The 21,240-nt window shown below is 46.6% G+C and carries 19 protein-coding genes and 1 pseudogene; 4 read left to right on the top strand and 16 right to left on the bottom strand.

What is annotated here, in order from left to right:
• Window positions 1–5: 5 nt before the first annotated feature.
• The 12 genes from CI960_RS22800 to CI960_RS22745 all read right to left on the bottom strand — a co-directional run bounded on the left by CI960_RS22800 (window position 6) and on the right by CI960_RS22745 (window position 12,871).
• Complete coding sequence (locus CI960_RS22800) at window positions 6–761, bottom strand: LytTR family DNA-binding domain-containing protein (RefSeq protein WP_005859788.1); 756 nt, start codon at window positions 759–761, stop codon at window positions 6–8.
• Window positions 758–1,825: a sensor histidine kinase gene (locus CI960_RS22795; RefSeq protein WP_005859790.1), complete on the bottom strand. Its 1,068-nt coding sequence runs from the start codon at window positions 1,823–1,825 to the stop codon at window positions 758–760. The genes CI960_RS22800 and CI960_RS22795 overlap by 4 nt, the downstream gene beginning before the upstream one ends.
• Window positions 1,826–1,908: 83 nt before the next feature.
• The gene (locus CI960_RS22790) at window positions 1,909–3,129 is read right to left on the bottom strand and encodes an ABC transporter permease (RefSeq protein ID WP_005859792.1); all 1,221 of its coding nucleotides are present in this window, start codon (window positions 3,127–3,129) and stop codon (window positions 1,909–1,911) included.
• A gap of 37 nt (window positions 3,130–3,166) precedes the next feature.
• Window positions 3,167–3,907 (bottom strand): ABC transporter ATP-binding protein, encoded by a 741-nt coding sequence (locus CI960_RS22785; RefSeq protein ID WP_005859794.1) that lies wholly within the window; start codon window positions 3,905–3,907, stop codon window positions 3,167–3,169.
• 8 nt (window positions 3,908–3,915) lie between these two features.
• Window positions 3,916–5,142 (bottom strand): efflux RND transporter periplasmic adaptor subunit, encoded by a 1,227-nt coding sequence (locus tag CI960_RS22780; protein WP_005859796.1) that lies wholly within the window; start codon window positions 5,140–5,142, stop codon window positions 3,916–3,918.
• Between the two features lie 116 nt (window positions 5,143–5,258).
• Entirely contained in the window at window positions 5,259–6,575 is a 1,317-nt protein-coding gene (locus tag CI960_RS22775) for a TolC family protein (protein WP_005859798.1), read from the bottom strand.
• Between the two features lie 122 nt (window positions 6,576–6,697).
• Window positions 6,698–7,249, bottom strand: coding sequence for a chromate transporter (locus CI960_RS22770; protein ID WP_005859799.1), 552 nt, complete (start codon window positions 7,247–7,249; stop codon window positions 6,698–6,700).
• A gap of 1 nt (window position 7,250) precedes the next feature.
• Window positions 7,251–7,778 (bottom strand): chromate transporter, encoded by a 528-nt coding sequence (locus CI960_RS22765; RefSeq protein ID WP_005859800.1) that lies wholly within the window; start codon window positions 7,776–7,778, stop codon window positions 7,251–7,253.
• Window positions 7,779–7,799: 21 nt separating this feature from the next.
• Complete coding sequence (locus CI960_RS22760; RefSeq protein WP_005859802.1) at window positions 7,800–9,389, bottom strand: S41 family peptidase; 1,590 nt, start codon at window positions 9,387–9,389, stop codon at window positions 7,800–7,802.
• A gap of 23 nt (window positions 9,390–9,412) precedes the next feature.
• Window positions 9,413–9,886 carry a pantetheine-phosphate adenylyltransferase gene (coaD, locus tag CI960_RS22755; RefSeq protein ID WP_005859804.1) on the bottom strand — a complete coding sequence of 158 codons (474 nt, stop codon included), beginning with the start codon at window positions 9,884–9,886 and terminating at the stop codon, window positions 9,413–9,415.
• Window positions 9,873–11,738 carry a DNA topoisomerase IV subunit B gene (locus tag CI960_RS22750; RefSeq protein ID WP_005859805.1) on the bottom strand — a complete coding sequence of 622 codons (1,866 nt, stop codon included), beginning with the start codon at window positions 11,736–11,738 and terminating at the stop codon, window positions 9,873–9,875. The genes coaD and CI960_RS22750 overlap by 14 nt, the downstream gene beginning before the upstream one ends.
• Before the next feature lie 5 nt (window positions 11,739–11,743).
• Window positions 11,744–12,871 (bottom strand): hypothetical protein, encoded by a 1,128-nt coding sequence (locus tag CI960_RS22745; protein ID WP_005859806.1) that lies wholly within the window; start codon window positions 12,869–12,871, stop codon window positions 11,744–11,746.
• Window positions 12,872–13,009: 138 nt separating this feature from the next.
• Between CI960_RS22745 and CI960_RS22740 the strand changes: the two genes are divergently transcribed.
• Window positions 13,010–13,918 carry an SMP-30/gluconolactonase/LRE family protein gene (locus CI960_RS22740; RefSeq protein WP_005859808.1) on the top strand — a complete coding sequence of 303 codons (909 nt, stop codon included), beginning with the start codon at window positions 13,010–13,012 and terminating at the stop codon, window positions 13,916–13,918.
• 137 nt (window positions 13,919–14,055) lie between these two features.
• Window positions 14,056–16,239 (top strand): ribonuclease R, encoded by a 2,184-nt coding sequence (gene rnr / locus CI960_RS22735; protein WP_005859811.1) that lies wholly within the window; start codon window positions 14,056–14,058, stop codon window positions 16,237–16,239.
• 103 nt (window positions 16,240–16,342) lie between these two features.
• Here rnr and CI960_RS22730 read toward each other — a convergent pair whose 3' ends face one another.
• The 4 genes and pseudogenes from CI960_RS22730 to CI960_RS22710 all read right to left on the bottom strand — a co-directional run.
• Window positions 16,343–16,555 carry an immunity 17 family protein gene (locus CI960_RS22730; protein WP_005859813.1) on the bottom strand — a complete coding sequence of 71 codons (213 nt, stop codon included), beginning with the start codon at window positions 16,553–16,555 and terminating at the stop codon, window positions 16,343–16,345.
• A 4-nt stretch (window positions 16,556–16,559) separates the two neighbouring features.
• Window positions 16,560–16,979 (bottom strand): tRNA (adenosine(37)-N6)-threonylcarbamoyltransferase complex ATPase subunit type 1 TsaE, encoded by a 420-nt coding sequence (gene tsaE, locus CI960_RS22725; protein ID WP_005859815.1) that lies wholly within the window; start codon window positions 16,977–16,979, stop codon window positions 16,560–16,562.
• 75 nt (window positions 16,980–17,054) lie between these two features.
• Complete coding sequence (locus CI960_RS22720) at window positions 17,055–18,605, bottom strand: PglZ domain-containing protein (RefSeq protein WP_005859817.1); 1,551 nt, start codon at window positions 18,603–18,605, stop codon at window positions 17,055–17,057.
• A gap of 371 nt (window positions 18,606–18,976) precedes the next feature.
• Window positions 18,977–19,369: pseudogene (locus CI960_RS22710) on the bottom strand (PD-(D/E)XK nuclease domain-containing protein); the annotation flags it as partial.
• A gap of 207 nt (window positions 19,370–19,576) precedes the next feature.
• Between CI960_RS22710 and CI960_RS22705 the strand changes: the two are divergent.
• Window positions 19,577–20,122, top strand: coding sequence for an RNA polymerase sigma-70 factor (locus CI960_RS22705; RefSeq protein ID WP_011967280.1), 546 nt, complete (start codon window positions 19,577–19,579; stop codon window positions 20,120–20,122).
• A gap of 75 nt (window positions 20,123–20,197) precedes the next feature.
• Window positions 20,198–21,127 carry a FecR domain-containing protein gene (locus tag CI960_RS22700; RefSeq protein WP_005859824.1) on the top strand — a complete coding sequence of 310 codons (930 nt, stop codon included), beginning with the start codon at window positions 20,198–20,200 and terminating at the stop codon, window positions 21,125–21,127.
• Window positions 21,128–21,240: the final 113 nt, after the last annotated feature.

The following is a 21,240-nucleotide window of genomic DNA, read 5'->3' as shown; positions in this document are numbered from 1 at the left end:
AGCGGTTATTTCGGCAGGATCGATCTACGCTCTATCATCTCTAGGAAATGCTGTTTATAATTGTCGGAGATCGGGATATACTCCTTTCCAAAGACAATCCGATTCCGCTCGATCACCTTGATCTTCTCCGGCTGGACGATAAAAGAGCGATGAACACGCACAAAGCGATCCGAAGGTAACATATCCTCCAAACTCTTCATGCTCATCAACGAAAGGACCGGACGGGGCTCATCCTCCACGAATATCTTCACGTAATCCTTTAATCCTTCAATATATAATATCTTGCGCAGCTCTATTTGCAACAGCTTATACTCACTCTTGACGAAAATACTCTCCATCCCGCCCTTCTCCGCAATTGGCGCAGATTCTTCCTTCTCTTCCGAAGACACCGGCTTACGGAGCAACTCATACCATCGCAACGCCTTATTCGCCGAGGCAAGGAAGTCCGGATAACTAATTGGCTTCAACAAATAATCCAGCGCATTTACCCGGTAACTATCCACGGCATATTGATCGAAAGCCGTCGTAAAGATGACACGAGTATCGGCGTTCAAGATACGGGAGAACTCCAATCCGCTCAACTCCGGCATCTGGATATCCAGAAAAAGCAGATCCACCGGCCGATCCCGTAAGTCGGAAAGAGCGTCCAAGGCACTATTATAAGTCCCCTGCAAATCCAGAAACGGAGTTTTCAAGACGTAGCTTTCCAGCAAGCTAACCGCTAAAGGTTCATCGTCAATAATAGCGCAAGTCAATCTCATATCTCAGTCTCGTTTATAGTAATTGATAGATAAGAAGAATAGTTATCCCCCTCCCGACCGCATTGGAACGAGAAATGCCCCGGATAGAGCAGCCCCAAGCGTTTCTCCAGATTCACCAGCCCGATACCGGAACCACTTTTATCTTGATCCGGGCTTTTCGGGAAATAGCTATTCACAATAGTACAAACTACCTCCGCCCCCTCCTGATGGATATCCAAATGGATGAAAGACGGCTTATTATTGCTCACCCCATGCTTAAACGCATTCTCAACCAAGGAGATAAACAACAGGGGGGCGATCAAGGTTCCCGGGGAGGAAGCGACGATATTCGTTTTCAGCTCCACATGTTTGGGCAGGCGTATACGCATCAGCTCCACATAATTACGAAGGAAGTCGAAATCCTTCTCCAATGGGACAAAAGGCTGGCTACTCTCATACAAGACATAGCGAAGCAAGCGGCTCAAATCGTGCACCGCCTCCTGTGCCTTCTCCGGGCTGAACGCTATCAAGCTATAGATATTATTCAACGTATTAAACAGGAAATGCGGATTAAGCTGGCTCTTCAGGTTCTGCAATTCCGCCTCGGCACGTTCCTTCTCCAGTTCCCGCTGGATAGCCGCCACCCGGTACCATCCGTCCGTCATCTTGATCGCCACGCTAAGGCCGGCTACCAAGGAGTAGATAACGGCGTTGACGAGAAAGAACCCCACCGTCTCGTTCAACGGGCGGGGCGGACGGGGTGGGTGATGCATCTCCGGCGGATAGAAATAGCGCATGCAGAGATGCACGAACAGCATCATACCCCCGATAAGCAATAGGTTGATCAGCAGGAAACGCCCTGTCCGGCGGTTAAACAAATACCGCCTCACCAGCCACCCGTAATTCAAGTAGAAGACGAGCATGAAGGAAAGCGGCACGATGATGCTCCGGAAATAGCCCTCGAACGTGACTTGCGACTCCCTCCCCGTGAAGAAAAAGGGGGAGCAGAACAGGATACCCCATCCCGCGATGTGTATCAACTTTCCCAAACCTTTGATAGGGGGAGATTGTGGTGTGTCATTCATCTTATTATCCTCTTTAGTGCTACGCAAATATAGTCATTCCTACCGTTATATGAGCCATGTAGCCTTATCTAGTGAGCATTCGTCTACTCATAGCGTATGGCCTCGATCGGGTCGAGCTGCGCCGCCTTCTTGGCCGGGTACCATCCGAAGAACACGCCCGTCACCGTACATACCACGAAAGAGAGCAGTACGCTCCACGGCTGGATATAGATCGGGAAATGCGCCACGACATTCACGATCAAGGCGGCTCCCACGCCGAAAAGCACGCCGATCAATCCTCCGGTCACGCTGATAAGGATAGACTCGATCAAGAACTGAGCCAAGATATCCATGCCTTTCGCGCCGATACTCATACGGAGGCCGATCTCCCGCGTACGCTCCGTCACGCTCACGTACATGATATTCATGATACCGATACCACCAACGAGAAGAGAGATACCAGCCACCGCGGCCAGCAACGTCGTCATTATATCCGTCGTACTTGTCAACATCGTGCTCAACTCCTGCATACTCCGGATCGTGAAATCATCATCATCGGTTTCCCGCAGCCTATGGTTACGCCTCAGTATCTCCGATATCTCGTCTATGGCCTGATCGGTGTACTCCTCCTTGAGCGCCGAGCAGGTTATACCTTGCAAATGGGTAATGGCCAAGACCTTTTTTTGAATAGTTGTGTATGGAGCTAAGATCAGGTCGTCTTGGTCCATTCCCATGCTATTGTATCCTTTGCTTTTCAGTACGCCCACGACCCGGAACGGTAGCTTCTGGAAACGGATCACCTTACCGACGGGATTCTCTCCGCCGGGGAAAAGGTTATCCACCACCGTCTTCCCGATCACGCATACCTTGGCGGCGGTCTGCACGTCCTGATCGCTGAACATATCGCCATCCTCCACCTCGTATCGGCGTATCTCCATATAATCCGGGCTGATACCGTAGACGGTGGTCGGGGCATTGTTGGCGCCATAGATGACCTGCCCGCTACTGTTCACGGAGGGCGAAGTGGCGGAGACGTAGCGAGTCTCGTTCACGATATCCTCGTAGTCCTGTAGCTTCAGCGTCTCCATGGCAGAGGCGTCTTGGCGGACACCACCACGCATGTCGGCTCCCGGCTGGATCATGATCATGTTCGAGCCCATCTCGCTGATCTGCGCCTGTATACTCCGCTTCGAGCCTTGACCAATGGCCAGCATCGTGATCACGGAAGCCACGCCGATGATGATACCCAGCATTGTGAGGAATCCCCGCAGCTTGTTATTGGCCAAGGCCCGGAGGGCTATCTTTAGTAAATTCGTCGTATTCATTCTAAATAATATGCTATTACCACATTAATTCATTATTCTAATCATCATTCTTGGGCAGGCGGGCCAAAGCCTCGGCGGCGCTCAAGATATTCGTATTCACCGTATCGGCGGTTACATGACCGTCGCGCAACGTGATATTCCGGCTGCTGTATTGGGCGATCTCCGGGTTGTGGGTGACGAAGATAATCGTGCGTCCCTCGGCGTGCAGGCGCTGGAAGAGCACCAAGATCTCGAAAGAGGTACGGGTATCCAAGTTGCCGGTAGCCTCATCCGCAAGGATCACCGCCGGATCGTTCACCAAGGCACGGGCGATCGCCACACGCTGCATCTGGCCACCGGACATCTGGTTACTTTTATGCATCAGTCGGTCTCCCAAGCCCACGGCGATCAAGGCGTTGACCGCCTTCTCCCTACGTTGGGCCGCTTTATAAGTAGGATTGTACATGAGAGGAAGCTCTACGTTCTCTACCGCTGTCGTCTTCGGCAACAGATTGTAATTTTGAAAAACGAATCCGATCTTGCGATTCCGGAGGGTCGCTCGCTGCCGCTTGTTCATGGTGCGCACGGATACTCCGTCTAAGTAATACTCCCCGCTCGTAGGAGTATCAAGGCAACCCAGCGTGTTCAGCAACGTACTCTTTCCGGAGCCGGAGGTTCCCATGATCGTAACGAACTCCCCCTCGCGAATCGTGAACGACACGCCTCGCAGGGCATGGACGGTCTCGTCGCCAACGTGGAAGTCTCGTTTTATATTGTCTAATCTGATAATTTCTTTCATGACGCAAACTATCTCTTATTTTTGTTGCTTCCCGGAGGGCCCGGCATGAAGGGGCTACGCTCCGCTCCTGCACCTACTTCCGGCATGTTGGCGGCGCTCGCTAAATCTACGGCTACCTCATCGCCCTCGCTCAAGCCCTCGGTTACTTCGGTCACGCTGTTGTTGCTGGTTCCGACCGTAATCTGCCTCGGGCTCAAGGTATTTCCTTGGCGGGACCAAACCAAGCGTTTTCCGGGTTGTACCTCCGCATTCGGATCCGTCACGGTCATACCCAACGATTCCATGATGGCGGGCTCGGGGATAAAACGAAGTGCCTTGTTCGGCAAGGTCAGGATATTCGCACGTTCCAACGTATAAATCGTGATATTCGCCGTCAAGCGAGGTTTCAGTTTCAAGTCCGGATTATCTGCCGTAATCACTACCTCGTAGGTAACGACCGTAGAAGAAGAAGTACTGGAAGAAGCGCTGGAGGTGCTTTCGCTATCCCCAAGGCGAATCTGGCGAACCACGCCCTCGAATTGATCGTTCGGATAGGCATCCACCGTAAAACTAACCCGTTGGCCTTCCTCCACATTACCTATATCCGCCTCATCCACATCCGCTATTACCTGCATCTTCGTCAAGTCGGCGGCAATGGTAAACAGCGTCGGGGTCTCGAAGCCGGCGGCAACGGTCTGCCCTTCCTCAACGGCCCGGTTGATAACCACTCCGTCTATAGGGCTCGTGATCGTGGCATATTCGAGATTACGGTTTACCTTTACCATGGAGGCCTGACTCTGGTCGTAAGCGGCCCTCGCCTTCTCGTAATTATAGGTAGCCGTCTCATAATCCGTATCGCTAATCAATTGTTTCTCGTGAAGCACCTTGCTACGTGCGTAGTTCTTCTGTTGATACTCGAACTCCGTCTTGCTGCTCGCCAATTGCGCCTCGGCGGAACGAAGCTCGGCTTGGAGGTTGATCTTATCCATCTCGGCGATCAGTTGGCCGGCTTTCACCACGTCGTTATAATCAGCGTACAACTTATCGATGATACCGGAGACCTGCGTACCTACCTCAACCTCGGTAACGGGCTCTACCGTACCGGTGGCCGTAACCGTATTCGTGATCGTGCTGCGCCCTACTTTAGCGGTCTCCAGCTTGATCCCGCCTTTCGAGGATTTGCCCGTGAAAAGGAACACGCCCCCCGCTATAAGGATAACGGCAACACCGCCCATGATTAGTTTCTTCTTGTCCATATTCTGATTCGTTTTATTTCTGTTTTACGTTGTATTCTTGTTCAAAAGGCCCCCGCGACCTCCGTCGCAGGGTAACCTTGAAAAAAGAGAGTGGAGTAAATATATCCATTAGTGGGTTAATAATTCTCCGCAACCGGCTTCTTCTGATAAACATTCAGCAATTGAACGCTCATCAAGGCCATGTATTTCGCTTGTAGCTGCTCTTGCTGGGCGGTCAGATAATTGTTCTTCTCCGTCAATAGCTCAAGCGTATTTTTCATACCGAGGCTGAATTGCTCATCGATCAAGTTATAGCTTTCTTTCACGTAACTCAAGCGTTCGGTAGCCGAGGTATATTGGGTCTGCGACGAGGTAGCGTCCAGATAGATCCCCTCCACGGTTTGCAGCAATTGTTTTTGGGTATTCAGCAACTCCAACTGGCTGGTGGTAATCGCGTATTTCGCCTTGTTATAGGCCGTCTTATACTGACGGTTACTGAAGATAGGGATGCTGATCGTCAATCCGACACTCTCGTTGAAACTATTCCAGACCTGGCTACCGAAAGCGTAATCCGTTCCGGAAAGATGGCCGGTACCCAGCCCGGCGTTCATGGAGAGCGAAGGAAGGAAAGCACCTTTCGCCTTTTTCTTCTCCAGCTCGGCGATGTCCACGGCCAGCTCACTGCTCTTTATTTGCGGCATCACGGCCAGAGAGGTATTGTAAATCGTTTGCTTGCTCGGAAGCGGGGTTAAGATATCTTTCTCCGTAAGCTCCGGCATCACCAATTCGATCTCTTCGGTTATATCCAGTTCTAGTAATTGCTTCAATTGCAACTTATAATTGTCTAGATTCGTCTGGGCTACGACCAATTGATATTTATCGGTGCTTAACTGGCTTTCCAACTGAGCCAAATCCACTTTCGAGATCGAACCGGCACGTAGCAACTCCACCGCACGATCCCGTTGCGCCGTAGATACCTCGACCGTATTTTGGTTGATACGAACGGACTCCATCGCATATAGTACCTGCATATAGGTCTGTATCAAGGAGATTTGGATATCATCCTCGTTTTGCTCGATACCCAGCTCATCGACGGTATTTTGTATTTCCTGTTGCTTGATCGCCTGTACACGTTGCCCTCCATCAAAAAGCGTCCATTTAGCGTTCAGCGCATAATTACCGCTATAGCTATTATTCGTAGCGGCGTCGCTCGAAGGATAATTCACGAATCCTTGGGTAACCGAAGCCGAAAGGGAAGGGAAAAGCTGTGCTTTCGCCTGCTTCGTATCCTCTATACCGGAAAGATGCGACACCTTGCTTTTCTTTACTTGGATATTATGCTCCAAAGCGTAATCCAAGCAAGCGCGCAACGTCCATCGGGTAGGTTGCTCTTGTGCCTTACTCCCTACACAGAGGAAGAACAGACATGCGAATAATAAAGCGTATTGTTTCATATTGCCTTCGTTTTCTATCTTTTTACGAAAGCAAAACTATATTACCTTAAAAACATGGGCAACCAGACTAGAAAAAGGGGCTGTTTTCACCGATTAAACGGGCAATTCCATCGACATCGGGATTACCAATATAAAATAATACCCGCGATACCCGCCAAGATGATCATCAAGATAGGATGTACCTTGAATTTCCATGTTAGGATGAAAGCGGCACCAAAGATCAAGAAGCTCTTGTAGTCGATGAAGTTCTCTTTATTCATTAATAGCAAGGCAGCGGCAGCGATCAGTCCCACCGTAGCCGGGCGTAATCCAAGGAAAGCCGCCTCTACATATTTATTATTCCGAAACTTAGCGAAGAAATAAGAGATCAGAAGGACCAATAAGAAAGAAGGCAGACATACCGCAAATGTCGTCAGGCAAGATCCTAGGATACTCATCGTCTCCGAATACCCCGCATTATGCACCGCCGTATACCCTATATAGGTGGCGCTATTGATACCGATCGGTCCGGGTGTCATTTGAGAGATAGCGACAATATCGGTAAACTCCTGCAAGGAAATCCAACCATAGCGGTCCACCACGTCGGCTTGTATCAAGGATAACATCGCATACCCACCACCAAAGCCCAATATACCGATCTTCAGATATACATATAATAATTGTAACCAAATCATATCAGCCCTTCTTATTTAAACCATACACCAAACCTCCGGCTATAGCCGCCAAGATAATCCAAGCGGGAGACACCCCACCCATCCAGATCAGCAATGCCGCCCCGACAGGTATGATCATTTGCACGTAACTCAACTTGATAGAACGTGCGGTTGTCAGACAAGGCACGGCGATCAAGGCGACCACCGCCGGACGCAATCCCATAAACGCCTTCTCCACCCATACATTATCCTTTACCTGCGTAAAGAATAACGCGATCAAGAGCATGATTACAAAAGAAGGGAGAATCGTGCCCAAGGCACAAACAAAACCGCCCCATGTCTTCTTCAGTTTATAACCCACGAAGATCGCTATATTCACGGCGAAAATACCCGGCAACGATTGGGCCACGGAGAAAACGTCGATAAAGTCCTCTTTCGTCATCCACCCCCGGTCTACCACATCCCGCTGGATAAGCGGCAACATGGCGTAACCACCTCCGATGGTAAACATACCGATTTTCACGAATGTCAGAAAAAGCGTCCAATACATACCCTTATCAGTTTACGTTGGCTAACGTCCTAAAAGCCTATTGTAAGTTTCTTTATTATTAATAATCTGAAGCGCTTTCTGGTAACTTGGATTATCATCATTGATAATCTGGAAGTACTGCGCCATATCATAGAGATCCCGTGCGATAAGCGCCTTGATCTGAAGCATGATCAACGGCTTCGAACGATTATATTGCTCTTCCTCAAACTCAATCTTCTCATCGCCGGCCATCTTAAGAAGCTCCTCCATGATATCCTCTCCGACCACGAAACCTTGCTTATACTGCTGGAATTTCGGATATTTAGCCATCATCTGGTTCCGATTACGATCCAGATAATTCATGGACACCCGATTGACCAAACCGGAAGCTACCAGTTTCCGGTGATAATCCGTATAGCGAGCCGTATCTACCGGGATGAACACGTCCGGCATAATACCTCCACCCCCATATACGGTACGCTCGGTAACCAAGGTGTTATACCTCATTGAATCCGGGAAATGAATGCTATCGGCACTCATCAACTCCCCCCGGTTATAACGGTCGATCAGATCATGGTGGTACTCCTCCATCTTCCCGTTCTCGTAAGGCTTTTGTATACAACGTCCGGTGGGTGTATAGTAACGGGAAACCGTCAAACGAATCATGGAACCATCCGGCAGGGGAATCGGTTTCTGTACCAAACCTTTGCCAAAGGTACGGCGACCTACGATCACTCCACGGTCCCAATCTTGAATAGCGCCGGAGACGATCTCGCTGGCCGAAGCCGAGGACTCGTCCACCAGCACGACCAAACGTCCCTCTTGGAATTGTCCACGAGCGGTAGAGTTCGCCTCCTCACGAGGTTGCTTACTCCCTTTCGTATAAACGATCAACCGGTTTTTATCCAAGAACTCATCCGCTAACTCTATGGCGATATTCAAATATCCCCCACCATTTCCCTGCAAATCCAGAATCAAGTTCTTCATGCCCTGTTTCCGGAGCTTCTCCAACGCCTCCCTGAATTCATCGGCGGAAGAAGCGGCGAAACGGTTCAACTTAATATAACCGGTATTCTTATCCGCCATATAAGCGGCATCCAGACTATACACGGGAATCTTACCGCGAACGATCTTGAAATCCATCAATTCCGGCGACTTGCCTCGCTTTACTTTCACACGCACCTCGGTACCTTTCGGTCCGCGTAGTTTCTTCATGATATCGGTAGTCTTCATCTTCACGCCGGCGATCAAGGTATCGTCTACTTGGATAATACGGTCGCCCGCCATCAACCCCACCTTCTCAGAGGGACCTCCGGGGATTACCTGAATCACGTAAAGCGTATCCGTCAACATATTGAACTGTATGCCGATACCATCGAAATTGCCTTGTAAAGGCTCGGTCATCTCTTTCGTCTCCTCCGGGTCCATATAATTGGAATGAGGGTCTAGCTTATCCAACATGCCGACTATAGCGTCTTCCACCAACTTCGTCTCGCTAGTAGAGTCGACATATAGATTAGATATAGCGAATAAAGCCAATTGGAGCTTCCGGGCATCCATATTCGCTTTTTGCGCTGTCGCTCCGGTAAACACACCTAGGACGATCAGCAGGGATAAGACGATTCTTTTCATCAGATATATTCGTTTCATAATTTTCAATACAATCTCGTCTCTTTAGGGACGAATTGGGAAATGTCTTTGCCGTAGCGTAACAACTCACGGACAATGCTTGAGCTAATATGCGTATGCTCCGGTTCCGTAAACAAGATAAAAGTCTCGATACCCGTCAACTTACGATTCACGTCCGCGATCGTCTTCTCATATTCGAAATCATTGACCGTACGGATTCCTCTTAAGATAAAGCCGGCTCCGACCTCTTTAGCGAAATCCACCGTCAATTGATTATATGACATGACTTTCACCCTTGGATTATCCTTGTATAGATTCCAGATCGCTTCCATCCGCTTCTCCAAGGAGAAATAGGTAAGCTTCTTATCGTTGATACCGATCGAGATCACGATCTCGTCCACCAGTTCCAACCCACGCCTTACCAAGGATTGATGCCCGATCGTAAAAGGATCGAAGGTACCGGGAAAAAGCGCGATACGTTTATTTTCAATTGATGACATCTTCTTCAACCACTAAGTTATCGATAATAAAGTTCTGTCGCTCCATGGTATTCTTCCCCATATAGAACTCGAGCATATCTTTCACGAGGTCCTCTTTCTTCATTGTCACCGGATCAAGGCGTATATCCTTGCCGATAAAATGCTTGAACTCATCGGGAGAGATCTCTCCCAGACCTTTGAATCGGGTGATCTCCGGATTCTTCCCGGCAGCGGCTATGGCAGCCAAGCGTTCCTCCTCTGAATAACAATACCACGTCTTCTGCCGGTTACGTACCCGGAATAACGGGGTTTGCAAGATATAAACATGATTACGCTTAATCAAATCGGGGAAGAATTGCAAGAAGAAGGTAATCAACAATAAACGGATATGCATCCCGTCCACGTCGGCATCTGTCGCGATAATCACCTTATTATACCGCAAACCTTCCAAGCCATCCTCAATATTCAAGGCCGCTTGAAGCAAGTTAAACTCCTCGTTCTCGTAAACGATCTTCTTTGTCAAGCCATAACTATTCAAGGGCTTACCCCTCAAACTAAATACAGCTTGGTAATTCGGGTTACGGCTCTTCGTGATAGAACCGCTAGCCGAGTCACCCTCCGTGATAAAGATACTACTTTCCTCTAGCAGATCCCCTTTCGAGTCGGTCAGGTGAATCCGGCAATCCCTTAGTTTCTTATTATGTAAATTCGCTTTCTTCGCACGCTCGCGGGCCAGCTTCGTAACACCGGCGATCGCCTTGCGCTCTTTCTCGGACTCCAAGATCTTTTTCAGTAAAAGCTCCGAAGTCTCCATATTCTTATGCAAATAGTTATCCAGGTCATTCTTGATGAAATCACCGATAAACTTCGCTACCGTAGGGCCGTCCGGTCCTATATCTTTCGAGCCGAGCTTGGTCTTTGTCTGGCTCTCGAATACAGGCTCCTCCACTTTTATGCTGATAGCGGCCACGATACCCGCACGAATATCCGAATACTCGAAATTCTTATTGTAATATTCCTTGATGACACGGCCTATAGACTCCTTGAAAGCAGAAAGGTGCGTACCGCCTTGGGTGGTATGCTGGCCGTTCACGAACGAATAATATTCCTCTCCATATTGGTTGCTATGCGTGATAACCACCTCTATATCCTCCCCTTTCAGGTGGATGATCGGGTAAAGAGGCTCGGTGGTCATATTCTCGTTCAACAAATCCACCAGACCGTTGCGGGAATAGAAACGCTTGCCGTTGTAAATAATGGAAAGTCCCGAGTTCAAGAAGACATAGTTCTTTAATAGCCCCTCGATAAACTCGTCCTTATAATGATAATCCTTAAAGATCTCCCGATCCGGGACAAAAAACACCTGCGTACCGTTCGCCTCCCCGGTCGGTTGGATATCCGATTCCTCCGTGACGATCGCCTTACTATATTCCACCCGCTTACACTCTCCGTCACGGTAGCTGGTTATCAAGAAATAACTACTCAAGGCATTCACCGCCTTGATACCCACACCATTCAAACCCACGGATTTCTTAAACGCCTTGCTATCGTATTTAGCGCCGGTATTCATCTTGCTAGACACATCCACGACCTTACCCAGAGGGACACCACGGCCATAATCCCGCACGGCTACCGTACCTTCCTCGATAGTCACCTCGATACTTTTGCCGTACCCCATCATGTACTCGTCGATAGAGTTATCCAGCACCTCCTTCAACAACACATAGATACCATCATCGGCATAGCTACCGTCCCCCAGTTTTCCGATATACATACCGGGACGCCGGCGGATATGCTCCATCCAGTCCAGTGTCTTGATGTCATCATCGTTATATTCCGTAGGTTGTTGTATCGTTGAATTCAGCTCATCCATATCTCTTATAACTTTTTAATATACGCTCTTCTTGATTTATGATGCTCTCGCTTGAAATAATCCCATTGCGCTTGTACGGCGCTATTCGTTTCCAGCTCCGGGTTACTCTCGGCGTAAACGGCACCGATACGCTTATAGACCGGAATCAAGTCATTAAATAATAAAGCGTTCACGCCTTTACTTTGATATTCCGGCAAGACTCCTGTCAAATACAGGTCGATTACTTTCGGTTTGCTCTTCAACGCTTTCAGCAAATGAATCCACCCGAAGGGTAACATATGCCCACGAGCCTTTTGCAAGGCTCTCGAAAGGTTGGGCAGGGAGATGCCAAAGCCAACCACCGCATTATCCTCTTCCCTTACGATCAGCGTTACCAAATCATAACGCAGCATAGGGATATACATATTGATATAATAATCGATCTGCTTCTCGGTCAATTGCGCGAAACCATACAAGGGAGCGAAAGCCGCATTCAATGTATGGAATACCGGACGGGCGTAAGGCATAATCTCCTTAGCGTTCTTGAACTTCAGCACCTTCAATCCGTATTTCTTCTTCACGATCTCGCCGATACGCAAATGCTTCTCGGGAACGCCATCCGGTATATAGATCTTAAATTCATGCCAATCTTGATCCTTTCCGTATCCGATACGCTCCACTTGCTTGGGGTAATAGGGATAATTATAAATTGTAGCCATCGTACCGATCTGATCGAAACCCTCGATCAACATACCCTCGTGATCCATATCGGTAAAGCCCATCGGACCGTGGATCTCCTCCATGCCTTGTTCGCGGGCCCATTTCTCGACAGCGCCAAAAAGGGCATCAACCACCTCGTCATCATCAATAAAATCTACGAAACCAAAGCGGGCACGTTTCTGTCCCCAAGCCTCGTTACTCGGGCGATTCACCATACCGGCGATACGGCCTACCACCTTCCCGTCCTTATAGGCAAGGAAGTAAATAGCGTCGCACACCTCGAACGCCGGATTTTTCTTCTTATCCAGCGTCATCATCTCTTCCTCTATTAAACCCGGTACGTGATAGGGATTACCCTTGTATAATTCGATATTGAACTTGACAAACTTCTTAAGCTCCTTCTTACTGGTAACTTCTCTTATCTCTACGCTCATCGGTAATTTTATTTAAGCGGCAAAGTTACATAAATAATCTTTTATCATGGCATTATAAAACAAATTTATACCTTTGTAAACTCAGATTCATAGCATACCATGAAAAAAATAGTTATTAAATTAATATTGGCATTTATCATGTTTGAAGGAACCTCTTGTATAAACGATCCTATTATAATCAGCCCCGATCTGGCGTTTCGGGCGGAAGCTACTACAGGGGAGGGATCGATTTGGCATCCCGATCGCAATACACTTTTCTGGGTAGATATTGAAGGAAAGACGTTATATGAGTATATACCGGACTTGCAAAATTGCCGTTCATGGCAGTTCGACCGCATGGTCTCTACCGTAGTACCGGAAACGGACAGTACGGTAGTCGTCGCTTTACAAAACGAGATCATACGTGTAAACCTAACGGATGGGAACACGACATCCATCGCCCCAATCCCGGACAATAACGGGAAGATTCGTTGCAACGATGGGAAATGCGACCCGTCCGGACGCTTATGGATCGGCACCATGGGATTTGGCGCGCCTAAAGGGGCTGCCAGCCTTTATTGTGTATGGGCAGACGGAACCGTCGAAACAAAGTTGACAAAAGTTACGATCTCCAATGGGATCGTATGGTCCGCCAACAAGAAATACATGTATTACAACGACACACCTACCCGTAAGATCATACGTTTCCGGTATGACGATAGCTCCGGTGACATATTGTACGATGGCGTAGCCGTAAATATACCCGAGGGCACCGGTTCCCCGGATGGAATGACGATAGATTGCAACGACAACCTTTGGGTGGCTCAATGGGGAGGTGGCGGTGTTTATTGTTACAATCCCTATACCGGCGACCTGTTGACAAAAATTGTCGTACCGGCCCCCCACGTAGCGTCATGCGCTTTTGGAGGGGATAAGCTCGACACGCTTTATATAACGACCGCCCGTGCCGGATTGAGTGAGGAACAGCTTGAGGAATATCCACTAAGCGGTAGCGTATTCTGTTGCAAGCCCGGAGCGAAAGGGGTGCCGGCGAATTGTTTTCATTAATAATCCGTATTTTTGGTTATAAAGTAGCATAATCGTAAACCAAATATCAATTTAAATTGTTTACTTTGTAGACATAGCATGCAAAATAGAGGCATACTCCTGTCTCCACATCTAACAAATGCTAATAATTATACAGAATGGCAAAGAATAAACCTGCAAAAAAAGATAACAAAGAGAAAAAAGGCAAAAAGGACAAAGGATCTGGTAAACGTATGAAAAAAGAAGCGATGATCCAAGCCATCATTTCCGTTTTCCAATCCGCTCCCAAGGAACCTTTCAACTATAAACAAATCAGCAAGATCATCGGAGTCGAGAACCAAGTGCAGAAATTGCAGGTGGTAGACATCCTGTATGACTTGTCCGCCGAGGATATCATCACCGAGATCGACCGTGGCCGTTACCGTCTCAACGGATTGGGAACCCTAGCCGTAGGAACTTTCGCACGCCGCAGCAATGGAAAGAATTCTTTCATCCCTGAAGACGGAGGTACGCCGGTATTTATCGCTGAACGTAATTCCGGACATGCCATGGATGGAGACAAAGTAAAAGTACAGCTTTTCGCCAAACGTAAAGGTGCCGAGCCGGAAGGTGAGGTCGTGGAAATCCTTGAGAGCAAGGAGCGTACTTTCGTAGGTAAACTTCAAGTAGCTAAAGGCTTTGCCTTCTTGATTACGGAAAACAAGACGTTGGCAAACGATATTTTCATCCCTAAGGATAAACTGAAAGGGGGCAAGAACGGCGACAAAGCGATCGTACGTATCGTGGAATGGCCGGATGAAGCCAAGAATCCACTGGGTGAGGTCATCGATATATTAGGTATCGCCGGACAGAATACCGCCGAGATGCACGCGATCCTTGCCGAATTCGGATTGCCTTACAAATATCCTTCCTCGGTAGAGAAAGCGGCGGATAAGATCCCGGAAGCGATCTCTCCGGAGGAAATTGAGAACCGGGAGGATTTCCGGGGGATAACAACCTTCACGATCGACCCGAAGGACGCGAAAGACTTCGACGACGCCCTTTCCGCACGCCGTTTGGATAACGGGAACTGGGAGGTTGGCGTACATATCGCCGACGTAACACATTATGTGAAAACGGACGGTGTCATCGATAAAGAGGCACAAAGCCGTGCGACTTCCGTTTATCTGGTAGACCGTACGATACCGATGCTTCCCGAGCGACTTTGCAACCAAATATGCTCTTTACGTCCCGACGAGGAAAAATTATGCTTCTCCGCTGTCTTCGAACTAAATAGCGATGCCGTGGTACAAAACTCCCGGATCTGCCGCACGATCATCAAGAGCGACCGCCGCTTTACCTATGAGGAGGCACAAGAGGTGATCGAAACCGGCGAGGGAGATTATAAAGAGGAGATTCTAGCCTTGAACGACCTTGCCAAGAAATTGCGGGAACGCCGTTTCAAGAGTGGCGCTATCAACTTCGACCGCTATGAGGTTAAATTCGAGATCGACGAACAAGGGAAACCGGTCCGTGTTTATTTCAAGATCTCAAAAGACGCAAATAAGTTAATCGAGGAGTTTATGCTATTGGCAAATCGTACCGTAGCCGAGTTCGTGGGCCGTCCTCCTAAAGGAAAGACAAAGAAGACATTTGTTTATCGTATCCATGAGCTTCCAGACCCAGATAAAATGGAGAATTTCGCCTCTTTTATCCGTCGCTTCGGCTATAAGTTGAAAACAGACGGTACGAAGACGGATGTCTCCAAAGGAATTAACTCCTTATTAGACAATGTACAAGGAAAGCCGGAAGAGAACTTGATCGAGACAGTGGCGATCCGTGCCATGCAAAAGGCCCGTTACTCCACGGAGAATATCGGCCACTATGGCTTGGCTTTCGAATACTATACACATTTCACCTCTCCTATCCGCCGTTATCCGGATATGATGGTACACCGATTGCTGGAACGTTATCTAGCCGGTGGCCGTAGTGTTATACAAAAGAAGTATGAGGATTTATGCGATCATTGTTCCAGCATGGAGCAAGTCGCCGCCAACGCAGAGCGTGCATCCATCAAATATAAGCAAGTAGAATTCATGCAGGATAAGCTCGGCATGGTATTCGACGGCGTTATCTCCGGTGTCACCGAATGGGGACTTTACGTAGAACTGAACGAGAATAAATGCGAGGGGCTTGTACCAATCCGTGATCTGGATGACGATTACTATGAGTTTGATGAGAAGAATTATTGTTTATTGGGCCGTCGTAAAAAACGTCAATATCGTTTGGGAGACCCTATCACTATCAAAGTAGCGCAAGCGAATCTGGAACGTAAGCAACTTGATTTCCAATTAGCGGAATAGGGCCTTTCTCAAAGTAAGTATAACTTCATCAGACAACGAAGTTATACTTACTTAGGCATTTTGATTATACTTACTAGGACAAGTAAGTATAATTTACTTTTTATCACCAATACATAAGTCCCAGCGCCCCACAAGCGATCAGCCCGATTCCCAACAACGCATAGAAGATACGTGCGCCGCCACGACCGAACCAGTTCACGAAAGTCATCGCCCCGCTGGTTTTAAAGTACCAATCAAAATTACAGATCGCCGCTACGATTGAGAACAATCCCAAAGCGATAAACAAGGATAAGATAAAGTATTCGGAAGGATCCATAGACTTACTTAACCTCTACAGTACGTGAACCGTCCGGATTCTCCGAGATCGTTACATCTACCACATCTCCGGGCAACAACTCATCTATTTTCTCCGGCCATTCGATAAAACATAAAGCTCCGCTATAGAAATAATCCTCTGTTCCGATATCCTCCGCCTCACTCAATTTATTGATCCGGTAAAAATCAAAATGATAAATCAATTCTCCCGTCGTATCGCTACGGTACTCATTGATAATAGCGAATGTGGGACTGTTGATCACATCCTCCACACCCAATTCCTCACAGATCGCCTTGATAAAGGTAGTCTTACCGGCCCCCATCGGACCATAGAAGGCAAAGACCGTACGATCATCCATCCCGGCGATAAACTCCTTAGCCGCCTCATGGATCTTATCCAAACTTTCTATTTTCAGTATGCTCATAGCATTCGTGTTTACAGTTTATATGGACTGCAAAGTTCGTGATATTTATGATATACGCAACTTTTCGGCATATTATCATTTCGGTTCCATCGTAATAAACGGCACCAACATCTCCTCCATCGAGATTCCTCCGTGCTGGAATGTATTTTTATAATAGGATACGTAATAGTTATAATTATTCGGATAAGCGAAGAAATTCTCTCCGTAGGCGAAAATATACTTACTGCTTAGATTCGGGGAGGGAAGTCCTACTTTTTCCGGATCCCGGATCTCGAATACCTCTTTCGGGTTATAATTCAAGTTCTTGCCTACTTTATAGCGTAGATTGGTATTCGTATTCTTATCACCTATCACCTTGATCGGATTCGTTACCCGGATCGTTCCATGATCGGTCGTAACGATTACTTTTCCTCCCCGCTCGGCGATTCGTTTGAATAACTCGAGCGTAGAAGAGTGCTGGAACCATGATTTAGTCAAGCTGCGATAGGCTGCCTCGCTTTGCGCCAACTCACGGATCATCTTACTCTCCGTACGAGCATGCGAAAGCATATCCACGAAGTTCAGCACAATCACATTCAGTTGATTACGAGTAAGAGAAGGGATCGTAGCCAACAATTTCTCTCCATATTGGGAATCGTGTACTTTATTATATGAGAAGGTATATTTCTTACGGAACCGATCGATCTGGGTTTGAATCAATGGAGCCTCATTCAAATTCTTACCTTCCTCGCTCTCCTCATCCACCCACAAATCCGGAAACATCTGCTCTATTTGCGAAGGCATCAAGCCCGAGAATATGGAGTTGCGGGCATATTGCGTGGCGGTTGGCAGTATGCTATAATACAAGCTCTCGTCAAACGTAAAATACTCAGTAAGCAATTCTTTTACCACCCGCCATTGATCCAGCCGGAAATTATCGATCAATATAAAGAAAACCTTCCCGTCATTATCCAACATTGGGAAGACTTTCTTCTTAAACAGGTCGGGGCTCATCAACGGGCGATCGGCCGGATTCTGTATCCAGTCCACATAATTCTTCTTCACGAATTTGGCAAAAGCGTTATTGGCCTCTTCCTTCTGCATACGGAGCATATCTGTCATTGCCACTTGGCTGCTTTCCAGTTCCAGTTCCCAGTACACCAGTTTCTTATAGACCTCCATCCAGTCGTCTGTGGTCAAGGAATCATTGATTTGCATACCAATACGACCGAATTCCTGCTGATAACCCACCGTGGTCGTCTCGGAGATAATCACGTTCTTATGGACATTCTTCTTGATAGAGAGAAGCAATTGGTTGGGATTTACCGGTTTGATCAAATAATCCGCGATCTTATTTCCGATCGCCTGATTCATGATACTTTCCTCCTCACTTTTAGTCACCATCACGACCGGCACATTCGGAGCGATCTCCTTGATATGCGACAGCGTCTCCAACCCAGTCAAGCCAGGCATATTCTCATCGAGAAAAATAATATCAAACGATTGTTCCTTACAGCAGTCAATAGCGTCTTGCCCGCTCACCACCGGAACGACCTCATACCCTTTGTCCTGCAAGAACAAGATATGCGGTTTCAACAAATCAATCTCGTCATCCGCCCAAAGTACTCTGTCTTTCTTCGCTGCCATATGCTTACCTAGTTTATTTACAAAAATATCGATAATCCTTCATATAACAACGGATTATAGAGATGTTTCGTATATAGGATGATTTTTAACATATTAAGAAGCCAATATCTCACCATTCTGGGAATGGCAGAGAGACTGGTTCAAAAAACTTTTACTTTTCATCAAAACACGTACGTGTTTGGAGTAAAACATGCACATGTTTATAAAAAGCTATTTATCAACGAATTAAACAAGCAGTTTCAAATAAGACTTATTGTTAATTATCGAAGTGTTAAGTGAATAACTTACGGCTTGTCAAGCCACAAGCTTACGAGTTAGGAAGTGATAAGTTATTCACTTGGGAAACTTTATTCTAGTGGTTTAGCGCAGGTCTAAACAATCTCCCAACAACCCAGATTCCGATCCTCTTTACTAAAGGAAACACCTATTTTCACCAGTTCACGCCCATCAGCCTCATAAGGCAGCAGATAACCTTTCTCGTCAATCTGCCTCAAGGCATCTTTCACGGAACCGTCCAGCTTGAACTCAAAAACATAAATATAATCTTTCGTCTTTACTACCGCATCCGCACGTCCCTTCGCACCGCGCACCTTCGCATCACAGAATTGTCCCATCAATTTAAACACCAGATAAAACACTACTTGATAATGACACTCCGTTTTAGCCTTTAACTCATAAGGGAAATCAGCGAAAAAGGCTTTTAAACGAGTGAGGAAGGCATCCACATCTCCAGATCTCAATTCCCGAACAAACTTCCCGATATAAGAAAGACGAGGCTTCCGCCTCCACATCATCAATTAAAGTCCGAAGATCGTAGTTCCGCATTCCTATATCCATAAGACCTAATGATTTAATGCTTTTCACAAAGATATCCATTTTTCACCGCTCAATCTGTTCTTAACATCTTTTTTAGCCCAATACTGTTTTTCTATCCAAAAATTTCTACATTTGTCATCCAATCTACATTGAAAATGAAAGGAGATGATTTCAATAGTATCTATGAACGAAATTACCGACGGTCATTTCTGTTTACAAAATCATATGTACACGACGATATGGCGGCAGAAGATATCGTGGCAGAATCTCTCGTGAAATATTGGAGATTATCCCTATCACAAGAGGCAGAGACCTCAGAAACTCTTCTGCTAACCATATTAAAAAACAAAGCCTTAGATTATTTACGACATAAAGTAATCCACGAATCCGCCATTGAAAACATCATGGAACTTAATGATCGTGAACTCAATATTCGTATATCGACACTTGAAGCATGTGATCCAGAAGAAATATTCTCTCACGAAATACAAACCATCATACACAATACACTACAATCATTGCCCGAGCAAACCCGCCGGATATTCGAGATGAGTCGTTTCGAGAATAAAACCGTGAAAGAAATAGCGGAAGAGACCAACATTACTGCAAAAGGAGTAGAATATCATATAACTAAGGCATTAAAGGTATTACGTATCAACCTAAAAGATTACCTGCCCTTATTTTATTTTCTTTTTTCTTAATTTTTTTCGCTTTTCCACTAGGGATCTACCTCATTGTATCGTTTTTATAATACAAAGCGAAATTAATAGATATTCATGGAGCAATTACTACAACGATATATAAGAGGTGAGGTTTCCGAAGAAGAGAGACTGAAAGTAGCGTCATGGTTGGACGAAAGCCCGGAGAATATGCGTGAATTTCTAGCTTTGCGCAAATTATATGATCTCTCACTTTGGCAAAGTGATACAAACGAGAAATATTCCGTTAGAAAGAGACATTTCTCAATACAAAAAATAACTATCGAGCTCTTAAAGATCGCAGCCATCTTTTTGGTTGGTTTTTGGGGTAGTAAACAACTATTGACACAACAACCAGACAAGGCACAAATGCAAACTATTCATGTACCAGCCGGACAACGGGCAGAGGTCATCTTGGCCGATGGTACACATGTATGGCTAAACTCTCGCTCAACCCTAAAATTTTCTGAACAATTCAGCGCAAACACTCGCAACGTGGAATTAGACGGCGAAGGCTACTTCTCCGTCCAGCACAATGAAAAAAGTCCATTTACCGTGCAAACTCCAAAGTATACAATCCAAGTATTGGGGACTGAATTTAATGTAAAAGCCTATCACAACAGCCCATTGTTTGAAACTGCCCTTATAAAAGGAAGTGTAGAAATAACTTCACCGGAGTTATCTCAAAGTCTTCGTCTAAAACCTGATGAGATCGCCGTAGCCAACAATGGAAGACTAGAAACATCTCACATCTCGGATTACAACTATTTCAAGTGGAAAGAGGGCCTATTTTGTTTTGAAAATGAATCGATCCAAGATCTAATAGACAAGTTACAACTTTATTACGATATCCAGATAGACGTACAACGCCCATCCCTACTCCAGTATCGTTACTCCGGTAAGTTTAGGATTAAGGATGGAGTCGAACATGTGCTAAAAGTACTTCAATTAAAACATAAGTTTACTTATACGAAGAATGAGGAAGAGAATTTGATTATAATAAAATAAACACATTTATTCACTACTTAAATCAATATGCCTATGAAACAGAAAAGTCGATAAATTCAATCGGTATGAAAAACCGGGAAATGTTGCAGCATCTCCCGGCAGAAGTCAGCACC

Source organism: Parabacteroides sp. CT06, from assembly GCF_002257605.1.
GTDB lineage: Bacteria > Bacteroidota > Bacteroidia > Bacteroidales > Tannerellaceae > Parabacteroides > Parabacteroides distasonis.
Note: the sequence above shows the minus strand (reverse complement) of the source record. Positions and strands in the feature narration are given on the sequence as shown.

Excerpts from the sequence above, each read along its gene's own strand:
- CI960_RS22800 (WP_005859788.1), bottom strand. The coding sequence starts at position 761 with ATGAGATTGACTTGCGCTATTATTGACGATGAACCTTTAGCGGTTAGC.
- CI960_RS22795 (WP_005859790.1), bottom strand. The coding sequence starts at position 1,825 with ATGAATGACACACCACAATCTCCCCCTATCAAAGGTTTGGGAAAGTTG.
- CI960_RS22790 (WP_005859792.1), bottom strand. The coding sequence starts at position 3,129 with ATGAATACGACGAATTTACTAAAGATAGCCCTCCGGGCCTTGGCCAAT.
- CI960_RS22785 (WP_005859794.1), bottom strand. The coding sequence starts at position 3,907 with ATGAAAGAAATTATCAGATTAGACAATATAAAACGAGACTTCCACGTT.
- CI960_RS22780 (WP_005859796.1), bottom strand. The coding sequence starts at position 5,142 with ATGGACAAGAAGAAACTAATCATGGGCGGTGTTGCCGTTATCCTTATA.
- CI960_RS22775 (WP_005859798.1), bottom strand. The coding sequence starts at position 6,575 with ATGAAACAATACGCTTTATTATTCGCATGTCTGTTCTTCCTCTGTGTA.
- CI960_RS22770 (WP_005859799.1), bottom strand. The coding sequence starts at position 7,249 with ATGATTTGGTTACAATTATTATATGTATATCTGAAGATCGGTATATTG.
- CI960_RS22765 (WP_005859800.1), bottom strand. The coding sequence starts at position 7,778 with ATGTATTGGACGCTTTTTCTGACATTCGTGAAAATCGGTATGTTTACC.
- CI960_RS22760 (WP_005859802.1), bottom strand. The coding sequence starts at position 9,389 with ATGAAAAGAATCGTCTTATCCCTGCTGATCGTCCTAGGTGTGTTTACC.
- coaD (WP_005859804.1), bottom strand. The coding sequence starts at position 9,886 with ATGTCATCAATTGAAAATAAACGTATCGCGCTTTTTCCCGGTACCTTC.
- CI960_RS22750 (WP_005859805.1), bottom strand. The coding sequence starts at position 11,738 with ATGGATGAGCTGAATTCAACGATACAACAACCTACGGAATATAACGAT.
- CI960_RS22745 (WP_005859806.1), bottom strand. The coding sequence starts at position 12,871 with ATGAGCGTAGAGATAAGAGAAGTTACCAGTAAGAAGGAGCTTAAGAAG.
- CI960_RS22740 (WP_005859808.1), top strand. The coding sequence starts at position 13,010 with ATGTTTGAAGGAACCTCTTGTATAAACGATCCTATTATAATCAGCCCC.
- rnr (WP_005859811.1), top strand. The coding sequence starts at position 14,056 with ATGGCAAAGAATAAACCTGCAAAAAAAGATAACAAAGAGAAAAAAGGC.
- CI960_RS22730 (WP_005859813.1), bottom strand. The coding sequence starts at position 16,555 with ATGGATCCTTCCGAATACTTTATCTTATCCTTGTTTATCGCTTTGGGA.
- tsaE (WP_005859815.1), bottom strand. The coding sequence starts at position 16,979 with ATGAGCATACTGAAAATAGAAAGTTTGGATAAGATCCATGAGGCGGCT.
- CI960_RS22720 (WP_005859817.1), bottom strand. The coding sequence starts at position 18,605 with ATGGCAGCGAAGAAAGACAGAGTACTTTGGGCGGATGACGAGATTGAT.
- CI960_RS22705 (WP_011967280.1), top strand. The coding sequence starts at position 19,577 with ATGAAAGGAGATGATTTCAATAGTATCTATGAACGAAATTACCGACGG.
- CI960_RS22700 (WP_005859824.1), top strand. The coding sequence starts at position 20,198 with ATGGAGCAATTACTACAACGATATATAAGAGGTGAGGTTTCCGAAGAA.